The organism is Curtobacterium sp. NPDC090217 (genome assembly GCF_044746705.1).
In the GTDB taxonomy this organism is placed as follows: domain Bacteria; phylum Actinomycetota; class Actinomycetes; order Actinomycetales; family Microbacteriaceae; genus Curtobacterium.
Window position 1 is genome coordinate 15477 of sequence record NZ_JBIVCR010000001.1, and the last position, 19169, is coordinate 34645.

The following is a 19169-nucleotide window of genomic DNA, read 5'->3' on the forward strand; positions in this document are numbered from 1 at the left end:
GCAGTGACGACTACGCTGCGGCCTTCGGGGCCGAGGTGTCGGCCGGCAGGGCCTTCTTGGCCGTCTCGACGAGCGCGGCGAAGGTGTCGGCGTTGTTCACGGCGAGGTCGGCGAGGATGCGACGGTCGACCTCGACGCCGGCCAGGTTGAGGCCCTGGATGAGGCGGTTGTAGGTCAGGCCGTTGGCGCGGGACGCAGCGTTGATGCGCTGGATCCAGAGGCGACGGAACTCGCCCTTCTTCGCGTGACGGTCGCGGTACGCGTAGACGAGGGAGTGGGTGACCTGCTCCTTGGCCTTGCGGTACAGACGCGAACGCTGGCCGCGGTAGCCCTCGGCGCGCTCGAGGACGACGCGACGCTTCTTGGCGGCGTTGACCGCTCTCTTTACTCGTGCCATTGCACTATTCCTTTACGATCCGGGGGCTCAGTGGCCGAGGAGCTTCTTGACGTTCTTCGCGTCGGCCTTCGAGAGGACCTGGTCCTCGTTGAGGCGAGCCTTGCGCTTGGCAGACTTGACCTCGAGGTTGTGACGCATACCGGCCTGCTGCTTCATGATCTTGCCGCTGCCGGTGACCTTGAAGCGCTTCTTCGACCCGGAGTGGGTCTTCTGCTTGGGCATGGTGGTGCCTTTCCGTGGGATGGATGGGGGGCCGCGCCATTGCGGGTGGGTCTGGAGGGCCCGCGTGGGCCCTGACCTATTCGGCCGGGGTCTCGGCGGGTGCCGTTTCCTTCGACTCGGCAGGTGCCGCGTCGTCCGGCTTCGCCTTCGAGGCGTGCTCCGACGCACGACGCTCGGCCTTCTCGGCCGCGCGCTTGGCGTTCTGCTCGCCCTTGACGTCGGACTTGTTCTTGAGCGGAGCGATGATCATCGTCATGTTCCGGCCGTCCTGCGTCGGACGCGATTCGACGACGCCGAACTCGGCGATCTCCTCGGCGAACTTCTGCAGGAGTCGGACACCCTGTTCCGGACGCGACTGCTCGCGACCACGGAAGAGGATCATCGCCTTCACCTTGTCGCCACCGAGGAGGAAGCCCTCGGCGCGCTTGCGCTTCGTCTCGTAGTCGTGCACGTCGATCTTCAGGCGGAAACGGACCTCTTTCAGGTCCGTGTTCACCTGGTTGCGACGGGCTTCCTTGGCCTTCTGAGCGGCTTCGTACTTGAACTTGCCGTAGTCCATGATCTTGGCCACGGGCGGCTTCGAGTTCGGCGCGACCTCGACCAGATCCAGCTCGGCTTCCTGCGCGAGGCGCAGTGCGACGGCGATGGGGACAACGCCGACCTGCTCGCCCTGGGGTCCGACAAGACGGACCTCGGGGACGCGGATTCGGTCGTTGGTACGGGGATCGGGAATGCGGAGCTCCTTCAATCAGTGATGGCCGTCCGGGGCGTTTGCCTGGACGACGGCACGAGAGGAGATCTGACGCACGGATCGGGACCCGTTCGGCAGCCGCCCGACTCCTGCACCACTGGACGCTGCCAGTCGTGCCGGACTGCCGAACGCTGGCGCTCGGCGGAGCGGTGGTGACCCGGTAGCCTGGTGGTTCGTGGCCGCGGGTGGGAGTGACTCCTCTTCGTGATGTTGTCCGCCGGTCCGGTCTGGTTCTCGCGAATCGTTCCGGGCACACGGACAGCATCTGCCGCGAATAGTCTAACAGAGGAGCACCGTGACCGACACCCCGCCCAACATCCCCGTCGACGACGCCGACGACGCCGCCCGGGACATCTCGGAGGTACCGGCCGTCGAACTGATCAACACGGTGGCCGTGCACCTGCTGAGCGCCGCCGCCGTGAAGGTCGGACTGGCGGACGATCCGCAGGAGCAGACCGACCTCGACGAGGCGCGCAAGCTCATCACCGCCCTGGCCGGCCTGGTCACCGCGGCCGCCACCGAGATCGGCGACCACCACGCCCGCCCGCTGCGCGACGGGCTCCGCTCGGTGCAGCTCGCCTTCCGCGAGGCATCGGCCATCCCGGACGCGCCGGGCGCCGGTCCCGGCGAGAAGTACACGGGTCCCGTCAACTGACGACGTGACGGACGGGAGGCCCGTGGCGGCGTCGCCACGAGCCTCCCGTCCGTCGTGTGGTCCTGGTCAGTGCGCGGAGCGCGCGGCCAGGCGCGTCACGGCCGCCACCGGGATGCCGACCCAGGTCGGGCGGTTCCGCGCCTCGTAGACCACCTCGTAGACGGCCTTGTCGATCTCGAAGGCGTCGAGGACCTCGCGGTGTGCGCGGAGGTCGACGCCGATGCCCCGTTCGTAGCCGTCGAGGAACGCTGCGCGGGCCTCGTGCGCCCACGCCCCGGCGTCGACCGGGTCGTCGTCGTGCGCGAGGGCTCCGGCGACGTAGTCGAACGAGCGCAGCATGCCGGCGACGTCACGGAGTGGCACGTCCGGCAGCGAACGCTCGTGGAGCGGTCGGAGCGGCTCGCCCTCGAAGTCGAGGAACACCCATCCACGCGGCTCCGGCGCGGACAGCACCTGCCCGAGGTGCAGGTCCCCGTGGATCCGCTGGAGCGGCGGCCACGCGACGTCGGCGGCCCTCGCGTAGACCGCTCGGACGGCGTCGGCGTGTTCGGCGATCTCCGGCGCCTCGGCGGCGGCGGCCTCGAGCCGGGCGTGCATGGTGTCGACCGCGGTCCGGATGCGGTCAGGGGTCGCGGGCTCGGTCGGCATCACGCCCGCGAGGGTCACGTGCACGTCGGCGAGCGCCGCGCCGAGCCGGTCAGCTCCTGCCGCGAAGGAGTCGCCTCGGCGGGCGTCGTCGAGCGCCACCCGCCAGGCGTCGTCGAGGCCGGGGAGGAACTCCTGTGCGAAGGCCAGGTGGCCACTCGCCACACCGTCGGCGCGTCCGACGTCCGGCCACTCGCCGCGGAGGGCGCCGAAGACCTTCGGGACGCGTGACGAGCCCGCGGCCGAGAGTGCCTGCTGGGTCGTGACGTCGGGGTTGTCGCCGTGGTGCAGCACCCGGAAGACCTTCACGATGACGGTGCCGTTGTGCTCGGTCTCGCAGATGATCGAGGTGTTCGACTGCTCGCCGCGGAGGACCCGGGCGCTGCGGACGCGGCCGACCGGGGTGAGGGACTCGGCGCCGGCGTCGATCTGCGCGAGGAGCCAGCGGGCGTAGGCGGGGTCGTGGGGGCCGTCGTAGGTCGTGGTCGCGTCTGGCGCGTCGGGGGCTGCGCCTGGCGCGTCGGGGGCTGCGCCTGGCGCGTCGGCGTCTCCGGCGTCTTCCGTGTCGATGCGCGCGTGCTCCAGACCGGCCACCGCGTGCGCGTGCTCCGTCGTGGGCACCTGGTACAGCACGGCCCCGGTCCGGGCGTCGTCGATCACGAACCGGGTGGTGATCTGCGCCCCGTCGGTGGTGTCGTCGGTCCGGGCGATCGTCCGGAGGTTCGGCGTCCCGCCCTTCGCGGCGTACCAACGTTGGCGGGCCATCCACTGTGCGACGTCGCTCATGCGTCAGGAGGCTACGCGAGCGCTCGGGTCGCCGTCCCAGGTCCTCCACAACGCGCGACTTCGACAGGGGCGTCCACATGATGCGGATGCCGACGCACCGATGCCGGTCCGCGGACGACACTGGCGTGCATGGAGACCTCGCCACCCGCCCCTGACCCCGCCACCGCCGACGCCCTCGCCGACCCACGCCACACCTGGCGCATCCCGGACGACCGACGCCTGCCGGCGATCGACCCGTACTCGGACGCGGTGCACCGGACTCCCCCGGTCACCGTGCGCGAGACCCTCTGGGACACCGACGACCGGGTGCTCGCGTTCGAGGGCGTCGAGCTCCTGCGCGCCGAGGACGGATCGCCCACCTGGAGCATCGACCGCGGCGACGGTCCGACTCCCGTCCCGGACGACCTCGACCGTGCGACCGCGCCGTCGGACGACGGTCCGGTGGTCCCGCGCGACGTGGTGGAGGTGTTCCTCCGCGGTCGCACCGTCCGACCGGTCCGGGTCCGGGACACCACGACGGCCCTGGTGGTGGTCCGCGGCAAAGACGGGAAGGTCCGCGTCGAGGTCGCCGACGTCCGCATCGACGAAGGCGACTCGGACACCACGCTGGTGGCGAGTGGCCGGTGGTGGGCGCTCACCGACGACGGGCATCCCGGCTCGATCGCACGCGCGGTCGAGCGAGCGCTGACGGACGCGGCGGACGATCCCGGCCGGTCCGACCGCGGGCCGGTGCCGCGCCTGGCACCGGTCCGCCGTCCGGCAACCGCACGGGCGCACCTGCCGCGTTCCGGGACCGCAGCGGCCTTCGTCCGGGAGAGCCTCGTCGGGTTGCGGGCCGATCTCATCGCCGTCGACCCCCTGGTGCGTGCCGACGAGCGCGATGCGGTGCACGCGTTCCGCAAGGTCCTGCGCCGGACCCGCAGTGTGCTCGCGGCGTTCCGCGGCGCCCTCGACCGCGACGCCACCGAACCGCTCCGTGCCGCACTCGCGCAGATCGGTCGAACGGCGGGGACGGCTCGCGACGCCGAGGTCCTGCGTGACCGGCTGCTCCGATCCGCGGCACGGACCCCGGCGGGCTACGTCGACGCCCGGACGCTCGATCGACTCGGTTCGCGGTTCGAGGACACCCGGGCGACGTCCGCAGCGGAACTCCGGCAGACCCTCCGGACGGCGGCGTGGTTCGACGCCCTCGACGCCGTCGACCGGTTGGTGAACTCCGCGCCGACGGGTGGGCACGCCCGCGATGACGCATCGGCCTTCGTGACCGCACGGATCGAACGGGAACGCGCGCGGCTGGCGAAGACCCTCGACCGGAGCACGGGTGACCTCGTGTCCCTGCACGAGATCCGGAAGGCCGCGCGTCGGTTGCGGTACGCCCTGCAGTCCGCCGGTGGGCTCGCGGACGTCGGGAAGCGGCGACTCGGACGACTCCGGCGGATCCAGGACACCCTGGGCGACGCGCTCGACGCCACACACGCCGCGGATGCGTACCGACTGGCTGCCGTGGATGCTGCGGCCGACGGCGAGGACACGTTCGGGTACGGGGCGCTGGCGACGTCCGAGCGCGCGGTGGTCGAGCAGCGGATCGCGGAGGGGCGTCGGCTCCTCGCGGGACTCTGATCGGCCGTGCGCACGGGCTCTGCGAAGATGAGCGGGTGCCGCACTACCTCGAGGACCTCGCCGCCGGACAGACCTTCACCACCCCTGGTCGCACGATCACCGAGACGGACGTCATGTCGTTCGCCTCGTGGACGAACGACAACAACCAGGTGCACACCGACGTCGAGTTCGCCGCTCGGACGCGGTACGGCCAGCGTGTGGTGCACGGCATGCTCGGCGCGTCGCTCTGCCTCGGCCTGATCGCCCGCACCGGTGTCTTCGAGGGATCGGCCGTCGCGCTGCTCGGCATCGACCAGTGGCGGTTCACGGCCCCGGTGTTCATCGGGGACACCGTCACCTGCGAGGTCGAGATCCTCTCCACTCGGCTCACCAGCTCCGGCAAGACGGGGATCGTCGAGCGCACGGTCACCCTGCGGAACCAGCACGGCGAGGTCGTGCAGCAGGGTCGGATGGACGTCATGGTGCTGACACGGGACGCAGCGATCCGCTGAGCCGTCCTCGAATGGTCTCGGCAATCGGTGCACGTCGGTTTACAACGATGTAGGACTGGTCCACCATGGACGCATGAGCACGCTCGACGGCACCGTCGCCGCACCCAACAGCACTCCAGCGCCCGTCCTCCCGCTCGCCACACGGCAGGACGGCACGTACCCCCGCCCGCAGATGCTCCGCGAACAGTGGGCCGACCTCGACGGGACGTGGTCGTTCCGGAACGACGGCGACGACACCGCGTGGCGTGCTGGTTTCCCGGACGCCAGGGACATCGTCGTCCCGTTCCCGCCGGAGTCCGTCGCGTCCGGCATCGACGAGCCGGGCTTCTACCCCGTGGTCTGGTACTCCCGCACGATCACCCGGTCCGACCTCGAGGCCGCCGGGTACGGCGCGAGCAGCCCGCGACTCCTGCTGCACTTCGGTGCCGTCGACTACCGCGCCTCGGTCTGGATCGACGGCGCGTTCATCGGGTCCCACGAGGGCGGCCACACGCCGTTCGGCTTCGACGTGACGGATGTCCTCACCGGGGACGCCGACGCCGCGCACACCCTGGTCGTCCGTGCCGAGGACGACCCGCACGACCTCACCCAGCCCCGCGGCAAGCAGGACTGGCACGAGGACCCGCACGCCATCTGGTACCGCCGGACCACCGGGATCTGGCAGACCGTCTGGCTCGAAGCCGTGCCGACCGCGTCGATCGAGTCCCTGCGCTGGACGAACGTCGACCACGAGACCGTCCGTCTGACCGTCCGGGTCGCCGGTGTCCGGGCCGGCGGCGACCGCATCCGCGTCGAGGCGTGTTGGGACGAGCGGGACGAGCACCTCGCGACGATCGAGGCGACGCTCGGCGACACCGCGGACGAGTTCGACGTGGTCGTACCGATCGCGCGGCAGTCGAACGGGCAGGCCGAGGACGAACTGCACTGGACGCCGGAGACGCCCCGGCTGGTCGACGCCACGGTGACGCTGCTCGATCTCGCCGGCACCACGGTGGACACCGTGGCGAGCTACTTCGGCCTGCGGACGGTCGGCGTCGACGGCGGCGTGTTCGTGCTCAACGGCCGGAGCTACGACGTCCGCAGCGTCCTGAACCAGGGCTACTGGCCGGACTCGCACATCGCCGCCCCGTCGCGAGCGGCCCTCCGCCGCGAGATCGAGCTGATCAAGGAACTCGGCTTCAACGCCGCGCGCAACCACCAGAAGATCGAGGACCCGCGGTTCCTGTTCTGGGCGGACCGCCTCGGTCTGCTCGTGTGGGGCGAGGCACCCGGCGCGTACGCGTTCTCGCCGCGCGCCGTGCAGCGACTGATGCGGGAGTGGATGGACGCCGTCGAACGCGATGCGTCGCACCCGTCGATCGTGACCTGGGTGCCGGCCAACGAGAGCTGGGGCGTCCAGCACATCAACACCGACCCGGCGCAGCAGGCCTACGCCAGGTCGCTCGCCGACGTCACACGGGCACTCGACCCGACACGTCCGGTCATCTCGAACGACGGCTGGGAGCACACCAACTCCGACATCATCACCATCCACGACTACGACGGGAACGGCGAGAGCCTCGCGCGCCGGTACGCGGACGACACCGCACGCACGGAGCTGTTCCACGGGATGGGTCCTGCGGACCGCTGGGTGCTCGTCGGCGGCGCCGAGGACCACGGTCAGCCGGTGATGCTGACCGAGTTCGGCGGCGTGAACTACCAGCCGGGTGCGCAGCGCGAGGACGGGTGGGGCTACACCTCGGCCTCGGACGGCGAGGACTGGATCGTCCGCATCACCGCGCTGTACGACGCGATCCGCGCGAGCTCGTTCCTGGCCGGCTCCTGCTACACGCAGCTGACCGACACGATGCAGGAGACGAACGGGCTCTTGAGCGCCGACCGCACCCCGAAGGTGCCGATCGAGCAGATCCGGCGAGCGGTGACGGGGCGCTAGCCGAGTTCTCCACAGTCACCGTTCTGCGGTCCCGGCCGCGGTGTCGGGTCTGGGAGGATCGCCTCCGTGACCAACGTGGCGGAAGCGAGCCGGGCCTCCCGGCCGGTGCTGCGGTCCCTGCTGTCCGGGCCGCGCAGCGCGTGGAGCGCGCCGCTCGTGATCTGGGCGGGGTCTCGGATCCTGAGCACGCTGCTGCTCGCGACGATGTACGTCGTCGCGACGGCGAGCGGGTGGGACTTCACCTCCTACCGGAAGGACCCGTCGTTCTTCACGTTCTCCGGATCGTGGGACGCGTCGTTCTACCGGACCATCGCGGAGCACGGGTACCCGTCGACGCTGCCGACGGACGGCGACGGGCACGTGCTCCCCAATCCGTGGGCGTTCCTGCCGGTGTTCCCCGCACTGGTGCGTGTCGTCATGTCCGTGCCCGGTGGGTCGTTCTGGATCGTGGGCGTGCTCGTCGCGACGGTCGCCGGCGCCGGGGCGTGCGTGCTGCTCTACCGTCTCGTCCTCGCCGTCGGGTGCGCGCACCGGGCGCGGTGGGCGACGGCATTGTTCGCGTTCGCACCGACCGGGTTCCTGTTGCAAGTGGCGTACGCCGAGACCACGTTCCTGGTCCTGCTCTTCGGCGGGCTGCTCGCACTCGTGCACCGGCGCTACTGGCTGGTCGCGGCGCTCGGGACGGTCGCCGCGTTCACGAAGCCCGGCGTCCTGGCCCTCGCCGTCGCGCTCGCCGTGCACCTCGTCGTCCGCTGGGTGGGGTTCGTCCGTCGGCGTGAACCGTTCCCGTGGCGGGACCGGATCGCGATCGTCGTCGCGGGGATCGTCGTCGCGGTGGCGGGGCTCGCGTGGCCGGTGATCGCGAGCGCGGTCACCGGCCGGCCGAACGCGTACCTCGACACCGAGTTGTCGTGGTGGGTCGGGTTCGTGGGACGCCAGCACTTCGCGCCGCTGACCCCGTGGTTCGTGATGGCGGGGCGGTGGCTCGGGCCGATCGGCATCGTGCTCGTCGTGCTCGTCCTCGTGGGCGCGCTCTGGTTCTTCCGGCGACGCGACGTGCGCGCGCTCGGGCCGGAGGTGCTCGGGTTCACGGCCTCGTACGCGCTCTACCTCGTCGCGGTGTTCCTGCCCCAGCAGAGCCTGCCGCGGTTGCTCATGCCGATGGCGCCGCTGCTCGGGTCGGACGTGTTCGTCCGGACGCGGCGGCGGGCGCTGACGTGGCTGGTCGTCGGCGTGTGCCTGCAGCCGGTCGCGATCGTGCTGCTCTGGTTCCTCGGGTACCCGTAGCGCCGGCGGCGGGCCGTGGTGCGGATCGCATTCGCGCAACCGAAAGCACGCGGCACCACGGCGTCTCGTGGCGCGAGGTGACCCCGGTTGTGCGGACCGCCCATCCGCGGACCGCCGGACCGCCCGCCCGAGCGCCCGAGCCGCCCAGCCGCGGACCGCCCCGCCCCGCGGGGTGTCAGGCGTCGAACGTGTGGAACCAGGCCGTGCCGCCGGGGTGCTGCACCGTGATCATCTCGTCGAGGTCGCGGTACGGGCCGTCCTGGTTGTGGCTCGCCGACTTGATGCGGATCGTGCCGTCCGGCTCCGTGAAGACCTCGGACACGATCGTCGTGTGGTCCGGGGAGTCGTTGTGGTTCCAGTCGAAGAACACGATGTCCCCGACCTTGACCTTGTCGCGCTCGTCGAGGGTCCGGCGCGTGAGCCCGAACGTCGCCGCGTTCGTCGACATCCACGGGTCCATCGCCGGGCAGTAGGTCCACGTCGCGGAGTGCGCAGCGCCTCCTGAGCGGCTGTACCAGTCGTCGCGCTGCTCCCAGCCACGGGCGATCAGCGTCTGGCTGACGTAGTTCGCGCAGTCGCCACCGATCGGGTTCATGGTGCCGTACTCGGCGAGGTTGTAGTCCTTCCAGTACCGCATCGCGTACTCGAGCTGCCGGTCCACCGCGGTCAGCGCGGCATAGGCGAGCGACGTGGTGGTGAGCGCCTTCGAGGCGTCGGGCGCCGGTGACGCGGTCGGCGTGGGCGTCGCGGTCGACGAGTCCTGCGTGGCTCCGGACTGGCCGTCGTTCGCGGCACTGCCGTTGCCGTCGGAGCTCTGGTTCGCCGACGCGACGGGCGTCAGCTCCGAGTCGAACAGCGCGACGTCCGCGGATCCGGCCGTGTACATCGCCTGGTGCGGCGCCGTGAACGTCACCTTCGTCGCGGTGGCCTGCACGTCACGGGCGACGATGCCGTCCACGGTGACGCCGCGGACCGCAGCGAGACCGCTGCCGGTCACGGTCACCGTCACACCACCGGCGAGGGGGACCTGCGCAGGCTCGAGTGCGGTCGCGGCGGGCGCGGCGGCCGGAGCACCGGACGCCGACGGGGACGACGACGGACGGGCCCCGCCGTCGGACGACTTCGAGCACGCGGCGACGGCGAACCCGACTCCGGCGACACCGGCGAGGGACAGGAGCGAGCGGCGCGTGAACGAGGAAGCCATGACGGGACCAGGCTACGTGATCCCGTCCGGGAACAGGCGGAGTTCAGCGACCGGTGATGTTCACCAGCCAGCTCACCCCGAACCGGTCGGTGAGCATCCCGAACTCGTCACCCCACGGCGCCTTGGTCAACGGTTCGATCACGGTGCCGCCCTCGGAGAGCCCGCTGAAGAAACGGCGCATGTCCTCGGCGTCGTCGCCGGACAGGGACACCGAGATGCTGCTGCCCGACGTGTACTCCATGCTGTTCGGGGTGTCGGCGCCCATGATCAGGTACCCGTTCGGCGTCTCGAGCTGGCCGTGCATGATCTTGTCCGCCTCGGCCGGGTCCTCGGAGGCGTGCATCTCCCCGAATGTGCTGAGCGTCAGCTCACCACCGAACACCGAGTGGTAGAACTCCATCGCGGCCCTGGCGGTGTCGCGGAAGCCGAGGTACGGGTTCAGTCGCGAGGTCATGATGGACTCCTTCGTCCGCACGCGGCGGGCGTCGCGGCGCGCACGGTCATCGTGGCACCGGCCACACCACCCCGCAACGATGGTTCCGCCCCGGCACCATCCACGCCAGACTGATGCCATGCCCGAGAGCCACGACTTCTTCGCGTCCACCTCCCCCGACCAGGTCCGCGCGACGGTGCGCGAGGCGTTGGCGTCCGAGGGCTACACCGTCGAGGACGGCGAGCAGGGGTCGCTCCGCGCCAGCCGCGGCAAGCTCGGGCTGACGCTGCTCATCGGCGGACTCGCGAACGACCGGACGTTCCACACGACGCTCGCGGTGCAGATCATGGTGACGCAGGACGGGCATACCGTCGCGCGCCTGCTGCGCGGCTCGGGCAAGTCGGCGCTGAAGGGCGGCGCGATCGGTGTCTCGCGCGGCAACCGGGCGTTCGAGCAGGCAGCGAACGCGATCCACGGACGGCTCGCCGCCACGGGCGCGCTGACGGCCAGCGTCCCGAGCTGAGTCACGTCCTCGACGTGCGCCTCAGTACGTCAACTGCAGGACCAGTCGCGGTCGATCTCGACGTTGCCGTACGGTGTGACGTACTGCGTCATCAGGATCGGCCCTCCCGCGATCGGCGTCGCGCTGCACGCGGCCTGCGCCTGGGCGAGCGTGCCGTCGCCGATGGCGACCCAGCTCGGCAGCGGGCGGATCGTGCTCGTCGCGGGCACGGTGCCCATGATCTGACCGAACTGGAAGCCGGTCGAGTAGATCCCGAGCTCGTCGATGCCCTTGTCCGAGTAGGCCGCGATCATGCCTTCGAGCGTGGCGCGGTTCTGCGTGACGTCCGACTGGTGCGAGAGCCCGGTCTCGACGTCGAGCCACCAACGGTACTGCCCGGGATCGCTCAGCTTCGTGAAGCCCACGTTCGCGGCGGCGCGACCGTAGCCGTACACGTAGGAGCACGCCCGAGTCGTCCGCGGGGTGCCGTCGGTGGCGGGCGTGCAGGCGCCGTACGGGCTCCCCGTGACCGTCGACCCGGCGAACGAGTTCGACGTCGGCCAGCTCACGCCAGGGGCAGCCCCGGGGTTCTGGACGAGGGCGTAGAGCTGCGTGTCGTCCTGTGCGGTTCCCCCGGCCGAGTTCGCTGCCCAGCCGAGCTGCGTGCTGAAGCACGGGTTCGGCTGGTTGCCGAGCTCGCCGTTGACCCCGACGATCCCGAAGGACTGGTCGGTGGGGATCGTCTTGCCGCACTGCGGCCAGGAGACGTCGATGCCGGTTCCCGAGCCGGTCGACCCGTCGACGAAGTACCCGACGACGTCGACGTAGACCGTCGCGGTCCCCGCGGAGACCTTTGCCTGGACCTGCCCGGCCGCGGCAAGGGGAGCGATGAGCGCGTTGCCGATCGTCTGCCCAGGGGCGTAGATCTGCGTCGGCACGCTCGATCCCAGGCCCGCACCGGTCACACGGAGGAACCCGTTGTTGGTGCCACCGCCCACCTTGGCGTTGATGACCGCGGCGGTCGCGTTGCGCGGGACACCGGCCGTGCCGGCGACCGTGATCGTCCGCGCGGTCGTGGTCGCCGGGACGGTCGCCGCGCGCACCGGGTCCGCCGGGACGAAGACCGATCCGGTCGACACCGGTGCGTAGTAGCCGACGACGTCGGCGAGCACGGCCGCGCTCCCCGCGGACACCAGCATCTGGACCGCTCCGTCCGACAACGCAACCGTTGTCGTGTTCGCAACGGTGACACCGGCTCGGTAGGTGAGCGTCACGACACCGGCGGAGTCACCGGACGGCGTGATGCGGAGTGTGCCGCTCGCGGCCGGCTTGGTGACGTCACTCTGGAGGACCACCGCCGTCGCGTTCGCCGGGACACCTGCCGTCCCCGCGATCTGGACGCGCTGCGGCGCCGTGGTGGCCGTCGACTTGATCACGTTCGTCGGTGGCAAGGGCGTGTAGGTCGACCCCGATGCACTCGTGCCGTACCAGCCGGCGACGTCGAGGGCGACCTTGCCCGAGCCGGCCGACAGCCGGACCTTGGCCTTGCCGTTCGTCAGTCCGACGGTCGTGGTGCCGGAGATCTGCTGCCCGGTCGAGAAGTTCTGCACCGACGGACTCGCCGTGCTGCCGGCGGGCGCGATGCTGATGTACCCGTTCGCGGTCGGAGCGGTGACGGTGGCCGTGAGCACGACGGCGGCCGCGTCGGTCGGGATCGCGTCGGCACCGCCGAGCGTCACCGTGGTCGCGGTCGTGCCGACCGTTCCGCTCCACGCACGGACCGGAGCAACGGGGGTGAAGCGTCCGGTGGTGGGGGTCGCCGCCGTAGCAGCGGTCACCGGGCCGGCGAGGACCAGACCCACGACGACGGCGAGCGTCGTTCCCAGAGCGACGACGGTGGACCTGAGACGCATGCGTACCCCTCTTCTGCGGGCGACCCGGTGGGCGCACCGGGAGTCTAGGGGGAAGGAGTTCCCGAGCACACCATCGACGTCGCGCGTGGAGCGGAGGACACACGCCGAGCCTCCCCGACGTGACCCACGTGACGGACGGGAGGCTCGTGGCGGTGTCGCCACGATCCTCCCGTTCGTCACGATCCAGTCTCGAGCCGATCTCGATTCCGCAACCACGTCTCGCCGCCCGCCCGCGATCCGTCAGGATCGGCACATGGGGAACCTCCGATCCGTCCGCCCGTCCGTCCTCGGTGCAGCACTGCTGGCGTGCGCAGCGCTCGCCCTCGCCGGGTGCTCGTCCGCCGACACCGCCGCTGCCGACCGGACGCCGTCGCCCACGTCCACGCCCGCGACGCCGACCGCCGCCGCCGACCCGGACCCCGTCGTCATGGACGAGGACCAGAGCGCCCCGGCCGTCTGCGGCCAGCTCAGCGCACTCTCGACGGTGACGCTCAACGCACGGGTCGGGCTCCAGCAGGGCGACCTGACCCAAGCCGAGCTCGAGGCCCTGCTCGCAGCCGCACGGTTCGGCTACGAGCACCTCTCGAGCACGGACACGCGCCTGTCGAACGCCATCGCGTACACGCAGCGCTACCTCGAGGACCACCCGGCCCCGGCGTCCGGACCCGCACTCGACGACTCCCCGGAATGGGACCTCGCGATGCGCTCGCTCAACACCGCGTGCCAGGAGTCCGGGTCCTCGGTCGTGTCGACCGCACAGTACGGCGGATGACCCGCCGAAACGACAGCAGCCCCGGACCGTGTGGTCCGGGGCTGCTGTCGTGCAGTTCCTTGCTGTCGTGCCTTGGTGGAGCTAAGGGGATTCGAACCCCTGACCTTCTCATTGCGAACGAGACGCGCTACCAACTGCGCCATAGCCCCAAGTGCTCGACCACACTAGCACCCGCCAGGCCCGCACCGAAATCGATCGGAGCCGGCCGGGCGTGCCGCGATCTCAGACCGCGCGGCGGCGACGCATGATCGCGTCGAGGTCGGCCTGCTGGTACGCGTCGTCGCCGATGACGCCCATACCGGCCCACTTGCTGGGCTGTTCCGGCGCGGCCTGCGGGGCCGGCGCGGACCGCTCCGGCTGCGGCGCCGTCGGTGCGGCCCGCAGCCCGAGCCGCTCGGCGAGCCGACCCTGGTCGTGCGCCGACAACGAGGCGACCGCTTCCTCGACGTCCGGGCGCATCCGCGACACCGTCGCGAGCGACGGGTCGGCGTCCCCGGCCCGGATCGCCGCGGCCTCGGCGTCCGCTTCGGCCTTGGCTTCGGCGACGCGCTCCTTGAGCCGCGCGGCGAGCTCCGCCGACGATTCCGGGGACGCCACGGGAGCGGCTGGCCGCTCCACGTAGAGCGGCTTGGGAACACGGCCGGGCGTCCAGGTCCGCTCCGTCGCCGGCGCCTCGGTCGGCTGTTCGCTCGTGAGCGGCGGGGCAGGATCGGTCCAGGCCGTCGTCGGACGGGAGGCACGGGTCGCGCTGGCAGGAGCCGCTGCGGCCCGCGCCTTCCGCGCCTGGGCCACCTGATGCAGCTGGGCGAGGACGGCTGCGGACCCGCCGGCGGCGACGATCCCGGCGACGGCGACGAGCCATGCGCCGGGTGCCGCGACGAGCACCACGAGCGCGACGACGAGGCCGAGCACGCCGAGGCCCGTCGCGCCGAGCCGCGAACTACGCATGCGCATCGCGGTCAGCGCGGGGACCGCCGAGGCCCGCTCGAGCGCCGGAGCCTGCTCCGCGAGTCGTCGGGTGATCTCACGCTGCCGTGCGGCTTCGTGCGCGCGGACGATCGCCGAACGCTTCGCCTCTTCGGACTTCGCGACCTTCTGCGCCTCGGCGAGGGACTTCGCGTTCATCTCGATGCGGACCTCATCTGGGAGCTCGGCCGTCTGCGCGAGGATCCGGAGGGTCTGCTGCAGCCGGATCGCGTTCCGCTCGGTGGCGAGGTACTGGCGACGGGCTGCCCACGAGGGCATGAGGTAGACGAGCCACAGCACCGCGGCGACCAGCAGGACGATGCCGCCGCCCCATGACCCGATTCCCATGGGGAGAGGCTAGGGGCGGGGATACTTCGCACTCGTGATTGCGTGGCGTGTGTTGCGCGTGTCGTCGGGAGATTCGGGGTCCCGGGCCGGTTCAGGCGCGCGGGCCGGTGATGATCGGCATGGCGGCCTCGTCGCGCGCGGCGAGGGGCACGCTGCCGACACCCGGGGGCACCTGTCCGCGGACCCAGCGCTCGAGGATGCCCTCGCGCACCTCTTCCGCGACGAGCGCGAAGCAGAAGTGGTCGCGCCAGTCCCCGTTGATGTGGATGTACCGCCGGCGGAGTCCCTCGTACCGGAACCCGAGCTTCTCGACGACCCGGAGTGACGGCGCGTTCTCTGGACGGATGCAGATCTCGATGCGGTGGATGCCGACGGTGCGGAAGCAGTGGTCGGCGGCGAGTGCCACGGCGATCGGTGTGACGTTGTGGCCGGCGGCGTTCTCGACGACCCAGTAGCCGATGGAGGCGCTGGCGAGCGATCCGTACGTCACGCCGGAGACGTTGAGCTGGCCGACGAAGCGACCGTCGAGCTCCATGGCGAACGGCAGTCCGAGTCCCGCGCGGGCATTGGCCTGGAGCGCGCGGATCGAGCCGCGGACGTCGGTGGACACGTGGCCGGACGGGTTCGTCGCCTCCCAGGTGCGGAGCCAGGAGCGGTTCGTCGCGAGCGCTGCGTCGAGGTCACGGGTGTCACGGAGCCGGAGGGGGCGGATGGTGACCCGCCCGTGGGACAGGGTCGGGATCGTCGTCATCGCTCAGGTTCCTCCGGTGCCCCGGGGAGGCTCCGGAGCGGGGTGTCCCGCACGGGTCCGGCGGTACCGGACCCGTGCGGGATGGGTCGACTCATTCGCCCGCGTTGAACTCCTTCAGCCACGACTTGAGGTCGGGGCCGAGGTCATCGCGGTCCGAGGCGAGCTGCACGATCGCCTTGATGTAGTCGAGTTTGTCACCGGTGTCGTACCGGCGTCCACGGAACACGACGCCGTACACGCCGCCGGTCCACTCCTCCGCACTCGCCATCTTCATGAGCGCGTCGGTCAGCTGGATCTCGCCGCCCTTGCCCGGCTCCTGCTTCTCGAGCACGTCGAAGACCTCGGGACGGATGACGTAGCGGCCGATGATGGCCAGGTTGGAGGGCGCTTCGCCCTGCGCCGGCTTCTCGACGAGGCCGGTGATCTTCACGACGTCGTCGGTGTCGGTCTCCTCGACCGTGGCGATGCCGTAGAGGTGGGTCTGCGACTCGGGGACCTCGAGGAGGGCCACGACGGTCGCGTTCTTCTCGCCCTGGACCTCGATCATGCGCTGGAGCAGCGGGTCGCGGGCGTCGATGATGTCGTCGCCGAGGAGCACGGCGAACGGCTCGCGGCCGACGTGCATCTTGGCGCGGAGCACCGCGTGGCCGAGGCCGAGCGGGTCGCCCTGTCGGACGTAGTGCATGTCGGCGAGGTCCGTGGACTGGTTCACCTTCTGCAGCTTCTCGTGGTCACCCTTCTTCTTGAGGGTCTCCTCGAGCTCCGACACGTGGTCGAAGTGGTTCTCGAGTGCGTTCTTGTTGCGCCCGGTGATCATCAGCACGTCGGTGAGTCCTGCGCCGACGGCCTCTTCCACCACGTACTGGATGGCTGGCTTGTCGACGACGGGGAGCATCTCCTTCGGCATCGCCTTGGTCGCGGGGAGGAAGCGGGTGCCCAGCCCTGCCGCTGGGATCACCGCCTTGGAAATCTGGAAGCCCATGCCAATGACCGTATCGGATGCCCCCATTACGGGGACGTAAACGAAGAGAGGACACGGGATGAGGACACGATCAGTCGGAAAGCCGCATCGACGCGATCGTTAGACTCCCTCGCATGATCCCCGATCTCGGCAACGAGAAGCGCGCGCTGCGGGCCGAGCTCCGCCAGCGCCGACGCACCAGGACCACGACCGAACGCGACGAGGACACGACGGCGCTCACCGAGACCCTGCAACGGTTCGCCGAGGAGCGTCAGGTCGAGTCGATCGCCCTCTACCTCTCGGCCTCGGACGAGCCGAACGTCCGACCGTTCCTGAACTGGGCGTTCGAGCGCGACATCCGCGTGCTGCTGCCCATCACCCGCGAGGACGGGTTGCTCGACTGGGCGGTCGGCGACGGGTCGAGCGAGACCGAGGGGATCTCCGGCATGCCCGAGGTCGTCGGCGAGGTGCTGTCCCCGCTCGCGATCAACGACGTCGACGCGATCCTCACCCCGGCCGCCGCGGTCGGACACGACGGCGTCCGGATGGGCTGGGGGCGCGGGTACTACGACAAGACCCTCGGGTCCATGGCGAAGCGTCCGCCCGTCTATGCTGTGATCTTCGACGCGGAGTACCTCGACGAGGTCCCGCGCGAACCCCACGACGAACCCGTGGACGGCATCATCACGCCGTCGCGCATCATCACGTTCCGGAGCTGACGTGCCCACCTACTCGTACCGCTGCACCGAGTGCAACACCGCGTTCGACATCAAGCAGTCGTTCTCCGACGCCACGCTCACCGAGTGCCCCACGTGCGGCGGTGTCCTGCGGAAGGTGTTCTCGCCGGTCGGCGTGACGTTCAACGGCGGCGGCTTCTACCGGACCGACTCCCGCCCGGCACCGAAGTCCGAGGGCTCGTCCAGCAGCGCGCCCGCGAAGTCCGAGTCCGCGAAGGCCGCGCCGGCCGCCGCGCCCGCTGCACCCGCTGCACCCTCGAAGCCCGCCGCGTCCTGACGCCCGTCGCGCCTCCTCGCTAGGTTTGACTGGTCGCCGCCCGGCGGCCGTCCTCGACCCGGAAGGAGACCCGTGAAGGGCTTCAAGGAGTTCCTGCTCCGCGGAAACGTGATCGACCTGGCCGTCGCCGTGGTCATCGGTGCTGCGTTCACCGCCATCGTGACCTCGATCGTCACGAACGTGATCAACCCGCTCATCGGCGCCGTGTTCAACGCGTCGATGCTCGACAAGACGCTGATCGTGCACATCCCGACCGTCTCCGGAGGAGACGCCTCCCTGAAGTTCGGCGCGGTCATCGGCGCGGCGATCAACTTCATCATCATCGCCGCGGTGGTCTACTTCGCGCTGATCCTGCCGGTGAACCACCTGATCAAGCGCACGTTCGCCAAGCTCCAGAAGGACGAGGAGCAGACGCCGCAGGACGTCCCGCCGACCGACGTCGAGGTCCTCGTCGAGATCCGCGACCTCCTGCGCTCCCAGCAGGGCCGCTCGCTCGACGGTGGCGCGCACGTCGCGCCGAACGACGCCCCCGAGGGCCCGGGGCTGCCGAGCACGACGAAGCTCTAGCGAGCCGTTCTCGATCGCACCCGCTCACGAACATCGCGCCCCGTCACGACGGGGCGCGATGTTCGTACGGGGGCGCGACGCAGAGGTGGACGTTCGGGCGTGGCCCGGCGCGACGCAGAGACCGCGGCCGCTACGCGGCGGGGACGCGGCGGCGCTTCGCGAGCATCGCGGCGAAGTACTGCGCACCCGCGAGGACGTGCCCCGCGGTGCCGAGCCACACGAACACGAGGGCCGTGATCCGGATCCAGGAGTGCTCCGACGCCCACGACGTCTCCGAGAACAGCAGCACGGGCAGCCCGACGAAGAGCAAGGCGGAGCGGATCTTCCCGGTCCACGACACCTTGAGGTCGGGGTCCCCCTTGAACCACACGCTCGACAGGACGGCGAGCAGGGCATCGACCACGACGATGATCACGACGACGATCCACGGCAGCAGCCCGACGAGCACCAGGGAGAGCACGACGGCGATGATCGCGAGCCGGTCGGCCACGGGGTCGAGCGCGGTGCCGAGCTTGGAGCCCTGGTCGAACTTCCGCGCGATGAAGCCGTCCGCCCAGTCCGAGACGCCGAGGACGACGAGCGAGACCAGCGCCCAGCCGGGGTGCCCCTGCACGACCAGGATGACGAACACCGGGATGAGCAGGAACCGGACCAGCGTGATGAGGTTCGGCCAGGTCTGCCAGTCGGGGCGCTCGCGCACTGCGGGGTCGGTCATCAGCTGCTCTCGTCGGGGGCCGGGGCCTCCAGCGTACCTACCCCCAGTGGGGAGGGCGGTCGCCGAGCAGGCGGGCGTCGTTCTCGCCGCGGTCGTGCCGGGGCGGCTCCGGGGCCGGGGACGGGTCGGAGCCCGGCACCGGCTGGGTGGTGACGCGCCTGCTGCGCCGCACCGCGCCTCCCGTCCGCTCCGGGGCCGGGTTCGGACCGACGGGAGGCTCGGGTGCGGCCGCGTCG

The 19169-nt window shown here is 70.8% G+C and carries 21 protein-coding genes and 1 tRNA gene; 10 read left to right on the plus strand and 12 right to left on the minus strand.

Going from position 1 to position 19169, the window contains the following annotated elements:
- Positions 1–10: 10 nt before the first annotated feature.
- The 3 genes from rplT to infC form a co-directional block, all read right to left on the minus strand.
- Entirely contained in the window at positions 11–397 is a 387-nt protein-coding gene (gene rplT, locus ACIPJ2_RS00065; protein ID WP_144759956.1) for a 50S ribosomal protein L20, read from the minus strand.
- A gap of 27 nt (positions 398–424) precedes the next feature.
- Positions 425–619, minus strand: a complete 195-nt coding sequence (gene rpmI, locus ACIPJ2_RS00070; protein WP_065961871.1) for a 50S ribosomal protein L35 — start codon at positions 617–619, stop codon at positions 425–427.
- Between the two features lie 76 nt (positions 620–695).
- Entirely contained in the window at positions 696–1367 is a 672-nt protein-coding gene (infC, locus tag ACIPJ2_RS00075; RefSeq protein WP_402727052.1) for a translation initiation factor IF-3, read from the minus strand.
- Positions 1368–1665: 298 nt separating this feature from the next.
- Here infC and ACIPJ2_RS00080 point away from each other — a divergent pair, with 298 nt between their 5' ends.
- Positions 1666–2025 carry a DUF1844 domain-containing protein gene (locus ACIPJ2_RS00080; RefSeq protein WP_281265756.1) on the plus strand — a complete coding sequence of 120 codons (360 nt, stop codon included), beginning with the start codon at positions 1666–1668 and terminating at the stop codon, positions 2023–2025.
- Between the two features lie 66 nt (positions 2026–2091).
- Here the strand turns inward: ACIPJ2_RS00080 and ACIPJ2_RS00085 are convergent, their stop codons facing one another.
- Positions 2092–3456, minus strand: coding sequence for a phosphotransferase (locus ACIPJ2_RS00085; protein ID WP_402727053.1), 1365 nt, complete (start codon positions 3454–3456; stop codon positions 2092–2094).
- A gap of 129 nt (positions 3457–3585) precedes the next feature.
- On the opposite strand from ACIPJ2_RS00085, the gene ACIPJ2_RS00090 reads away from it, so the two are divergent.
- The 4 genes from ACIPJ2_RS00090 (at position 3586) to ACIPJ2_RS00105 (ending at position 8787) form a co-directional block, all read left to right on the plus strand.
- Positions 3586–5076 (plus strand): CHAD domain-containing protein, encoded by a 1491-nt coding sequence (locus tag ACIPJ2_RS00090; protein ID WP_402727054.1) that lies wholly within the window; start codon positions 3586–3588, stop codon positions 5074–5076.
- A 35-nt stretch (positions 5077–5111) separates the two neighbouring features.
- Positions 5112–5567, plus strand: coding sequence for a MaoC/PaaZ C-terminal domain-containing protein (locus ACIPJ2_RS00095; RefSeq protein ID WP_402727055.1), 456 nt, complete (start codon positions 5112–5114; stop codon positions 5565–5567).
- Between the two features lie 73 nt (positions 5568–5640).
- On the plus strand, positions 5641–7500 hold the full coding sequence (locus ACIPJ2_RS00100) for a glycoside hydrolase family 2 protein (RefSeq protein ID WP_402727056.1): 1860 nt from the start codon (positions 5641–5643) through the stop codon (positions 7498–7500).
- A gap of 66 nt (positions 7501–7566) precedes the next feature.
- Positions 7567–8787: a hypothetical protein gene (locus ACIPJ2_RS00105; RefSeq protein ID WP_402727057.1), complete on the plus strand. Its 1221-nt coding sequence runs from the start codon at positions 7567–7569 to the stop codon at positions 8785–8787.
- A gap of 175 nt (positions 8788–8962) precedes the next feature.
- Here ACIPJ2_RS00105 and ACIPJ2_RS00110 read toward each other — a convergent pair whose 3' ends face one another.
- Together ACIPJ2_RS00110 and ACIPJ2_RS00115 are read right to left on the minus strand one after the other, a co-directional pair.
- Positions 8963–9991 carry an amidase domain-containing protein gene (locus ACIPJ2_RS00110; protein WP_402727058.1) on the minus strand — a complete coding sequence of 343 codons (1029 nt, stop codon included), beginning with the start codon at positions 9989–9991 and terminating at the stop codon, positions 8963–8965.
- A 43-nt stretch (positions 9992–10034) separates the two neighbouring features.
- The gene (locus ACIPJ2_RS00115) at positions 10035–10445 is read right to left on the minus strand and encodes a VOC family protein (protein ID WP_402727059.1); all 411 of its coding nucleotides are present in this window, start codon (positions 10443–10445) and stop codon (positions 10035–10037) included.
- Positions 10446–10563: 118 nt separating this feature from the next.
- Here ACIPJ2_RS00115 and ACIPJ2_RS00120 point away from each other — a divergent pair, with 118 nt between their 5' ends.
- Positions 10564–10947 carry a hypothetical protein gene (locus ACIPJ2_RS00120; protein WP_402727060.1) on the plus strand — a complete coding sequence of 128 codons (384 nt, stop codon included), beginning with the start codon at positions 10564–10566 and terminating at the stop codon, positions 10945–10947.
- Positions 10948–10976: 29 nt separating this feature from the next.
- On the opposite strand, the gene ACIPJ2_RS00125 is transcribed toward ACIPJ2_RS00120, so the two are convergent.
- Positions 10977–12839, minus strand: a complete 1863-nt coding sequence (locus ACIPJ2_RS00125; RefSeq protein ID WP_402727061.1) for a hypothetical protein — start codon at positions 12837–12839, stop codon at positions 10977–10979.
- A 253-nt stretch (positions 12840–13092) separates the two neighbouring features.
- On the opposite strand from ACIPJ2_RS00125, the gene ACIPJ2_RS00130 reads away from it, so the two are divergent.
- On the plus strand, positions 13093–13611 hold the full coding sequence (locus ACIPJ2_RS00130) for a hypothetical protein (protein ID WP_402727062.1): 519 nt from the start codon (positions 13093–13095) through the stop codon (positions 13609–13611).
- A gap of 73 nt (positions 13612–13684) precedes the next feature.
- Here the strand turns inward: ACIPJ2_RS00130 and ACIPJ2_RS00135 are convergent.
- From ACIPJ2_RS00135 to galU, 4 genes are all read right to left on the minus strand, one after another.
- Positions 13685–13760: transfer RNA gene (locus ACIPJ2_RS00135), tRNA-Ala, on the minus strand.
- A 73-nt stretch (positions 13761–13833) separates the two neighbouring features.
- On the minus strand, positions 13834–14925 hold the full coding sequence (locus ACIPJ2_RS00140) for a hypothetical protein (RefSeq protein WP_402727063.1): 1092 nt from the start codon (positions 14923–14925) through the stop codon (positions 13834–13836).
- Between the two features lie 91 nt (positions 14926–15016).
- Positions 15017–15676 carry a GNAT family N-acetyltransferase gene (locus ACIPJ2_RS00145; protein ID WP_281265767.1) on the minus strand — a complete coding sequence of 220 codons (660 nt, stop codon included), beginning with the start codon at positions 15674–15676 and terminating at the stop codon, positions 15017–15019.
- 91 nt (positions 15677–15767) lie between these two features.
- A complete protein-coding gene (gene galU / locus ACIPJ2_RS00150; protein WP_281265768.1) occupies positions 15768–16658 on the minus strand; it encodes a UTP--glucose-1-phosphate uridylyltransferase GalU in 891 nt (296 codons plus the stop codon).
- A gap of 113 nt (positions 16659–16771) precedes the next feature.
- On the opposite strand from galU, the gene ACIPJ2_RS00155 reads away from it, so the two are divergent.
- The 3 genes from ACIPJ2_RS00155 to mscL all read left to right on the plus strand — a co-directional run bounded on the left by ACIPJ2_RS00155 (position 16772) and on the right by mscL (position 18218).
- Positions 16772–17356 carry a 5-formyltetrahydrofolate cyclo-ligase gene (locus tag ACIPJ2_RS00155; protein WP_402727064.1) on the plus strand — a complete coding sequence of 195 codons (585 nt, stop codon included), beginning with the start codon at positions 16772–16774 and terminating at the stop codon, positions 17354–17356.
- Position 17357: 1 nt separating this feature from the next.
- The gene (locus tag ACIPJ2_RS00160) at positions 17358–17651 is read left to right on the plus strand and encodes an FmdB family zinc ribbon protein (RefSeq protein ID WP_402727065.1); all 294 of its coding nucleotides are present in this window, start codon (positions 17358–17360) and stop codon (positions 17649–17651) included.
- 72 nt (positions 17652–17723) lie between these two features.
- On the plus strand, positions 17724–18218 hold the full coding sequence (gene mscL / locus ACIPJ2_RS00165; RefSeq protein WP_281265771.1) for a large conductance mechanosensitive channel protein MscL: 495 nt from the start codon (positions 17724–17726) through the stop codon (positions 18216–18218).
- 130 nt (positions 18219–18348) lie between these two features.
- Here the strand turns inward: mscL and ACIPJ2_RS00170 are convergent, their stop codons facing one another.
- Positions 18349–18933, minus strand: coding sequence for a CDP-alcohol phosphatidyltransferase family protein (locus tag ACIPJ2_RS00170; RefSeq protein ID WP_402727066.1), 585 nt, complete (start codon positions 18931–18933; stop codon positions 18349–18351).
- Positions 18934–19169: the final 236 nt, after the last annotated feature.

Bases quoted from the DNA above. Each gene is read 5' to 3' on its own strand.
- ACIPJ2_RS00140 (WP_402727063.1), bottom strand. From the start codon at position 14,925: ATGGGAATCGGGTCATGGGGCGGCGGCATCGTCCTGCTGGTCGCCGCG.
- ACIPJ2_RS00170 (WP_402727066.1), bottom strand. From the start codon at position 18,933: ATGACCGACCCCGCAGTGCGCGAGCGCCCCGACTGGCAGACCTGGCCG.
- ACIPJ2_RS00110 (WP_402727058.1), bottom strand. From the start codon at position 9,991: ATGGCTTCCTCGTTCACGCGCCGCTCGCTCCTGTCCCTCGCCGGTGTC.
- ACIPJ2_RS00090 (WP_402727054.1), top strand. From the start codon at position 3,586: ATGGAGACCTCGCCACCCGCCCCTGACCCCGCCACCGCCGACGCCCTC.
- rplT (WP_144759956.1), bottom strand. From the start codon at position 397: ATGGCACGAGTAAAGAGAGCGGTCAACGCCGCCAAGAAGCGTCGCGTC.
- ACIPJ2_RS00115 (WP_402727059.1), bottom strand. From the start codon at position 10,445: ATGACCTCGCGACTGAACCCGTACCTCGGCTTCCGCGACACCGCCAGG.
- ACIPJ2_RS00155 (WP_402727064.1), top strand. From the start codon at position 16,772: ATGATCCCCGATCTCGGCAACGAGAAGCGCGCGCTGCGGGCCGAGCTC.
- ACIPJ2_RS00100 (WP_402727056.1), top strand. From the start codon at position 5,641: ATGAGCACGCTCGACGGCACCGTCGCCGCACCCAACAGCACTCCAGCG.
- ACIPJ2_RS00120 (WP_402727060.1), top strand. From the start codon at position 10,564: ATGCCCGAGAGCCACGACTTCTTCGCGTCCACCTCCCCCGACCAGGTC.
- ACIPJ2_RS00145 (WP_281265767.1), bottom strand. From the start codon at position 15,676: ATGACGACGATCCCGACCCTGTCCCACGGGCGGGTCACCATCCGCCCC.
- ACIPJ2_RS00130 (WP_402727062.1), top strand. From the start codon at position 13,093: ATGGGGAACCTCCGATCCGTCCGCCCGTCCGTCCTCGGTGCAGCACTG.
- ACIPJ2_RS00125 (WP_402727061.1), bottom strand. From the start codon at position 12,839: ATGCGTCTCAGGTCCACCGTCGTCGCTCTGGGAACGACGCTCGCCGTC.
- rpmI (WP_065961871.1), bottom strand. From the start codon at position 619: ATGCCCAAGCAGAAGACCCACTCCGGGTCGAAGAAGCGCTTCAAGGTC.
- ACIPJ2_RS00085 (WP_402727053.1), bottom strand. From the start codon at position 3,456: ATGAGCGACGTCGCACAGTGGATGGCCCGCCAACGTTGGTACGCCGCG.
- galU (WP_281265768.1), bottom strand. From the start codon at position 16,658: ATGGGCTTCCAGATTTCCAAGGCGGTGATCCCAGCGGCAGGGCTGGGC.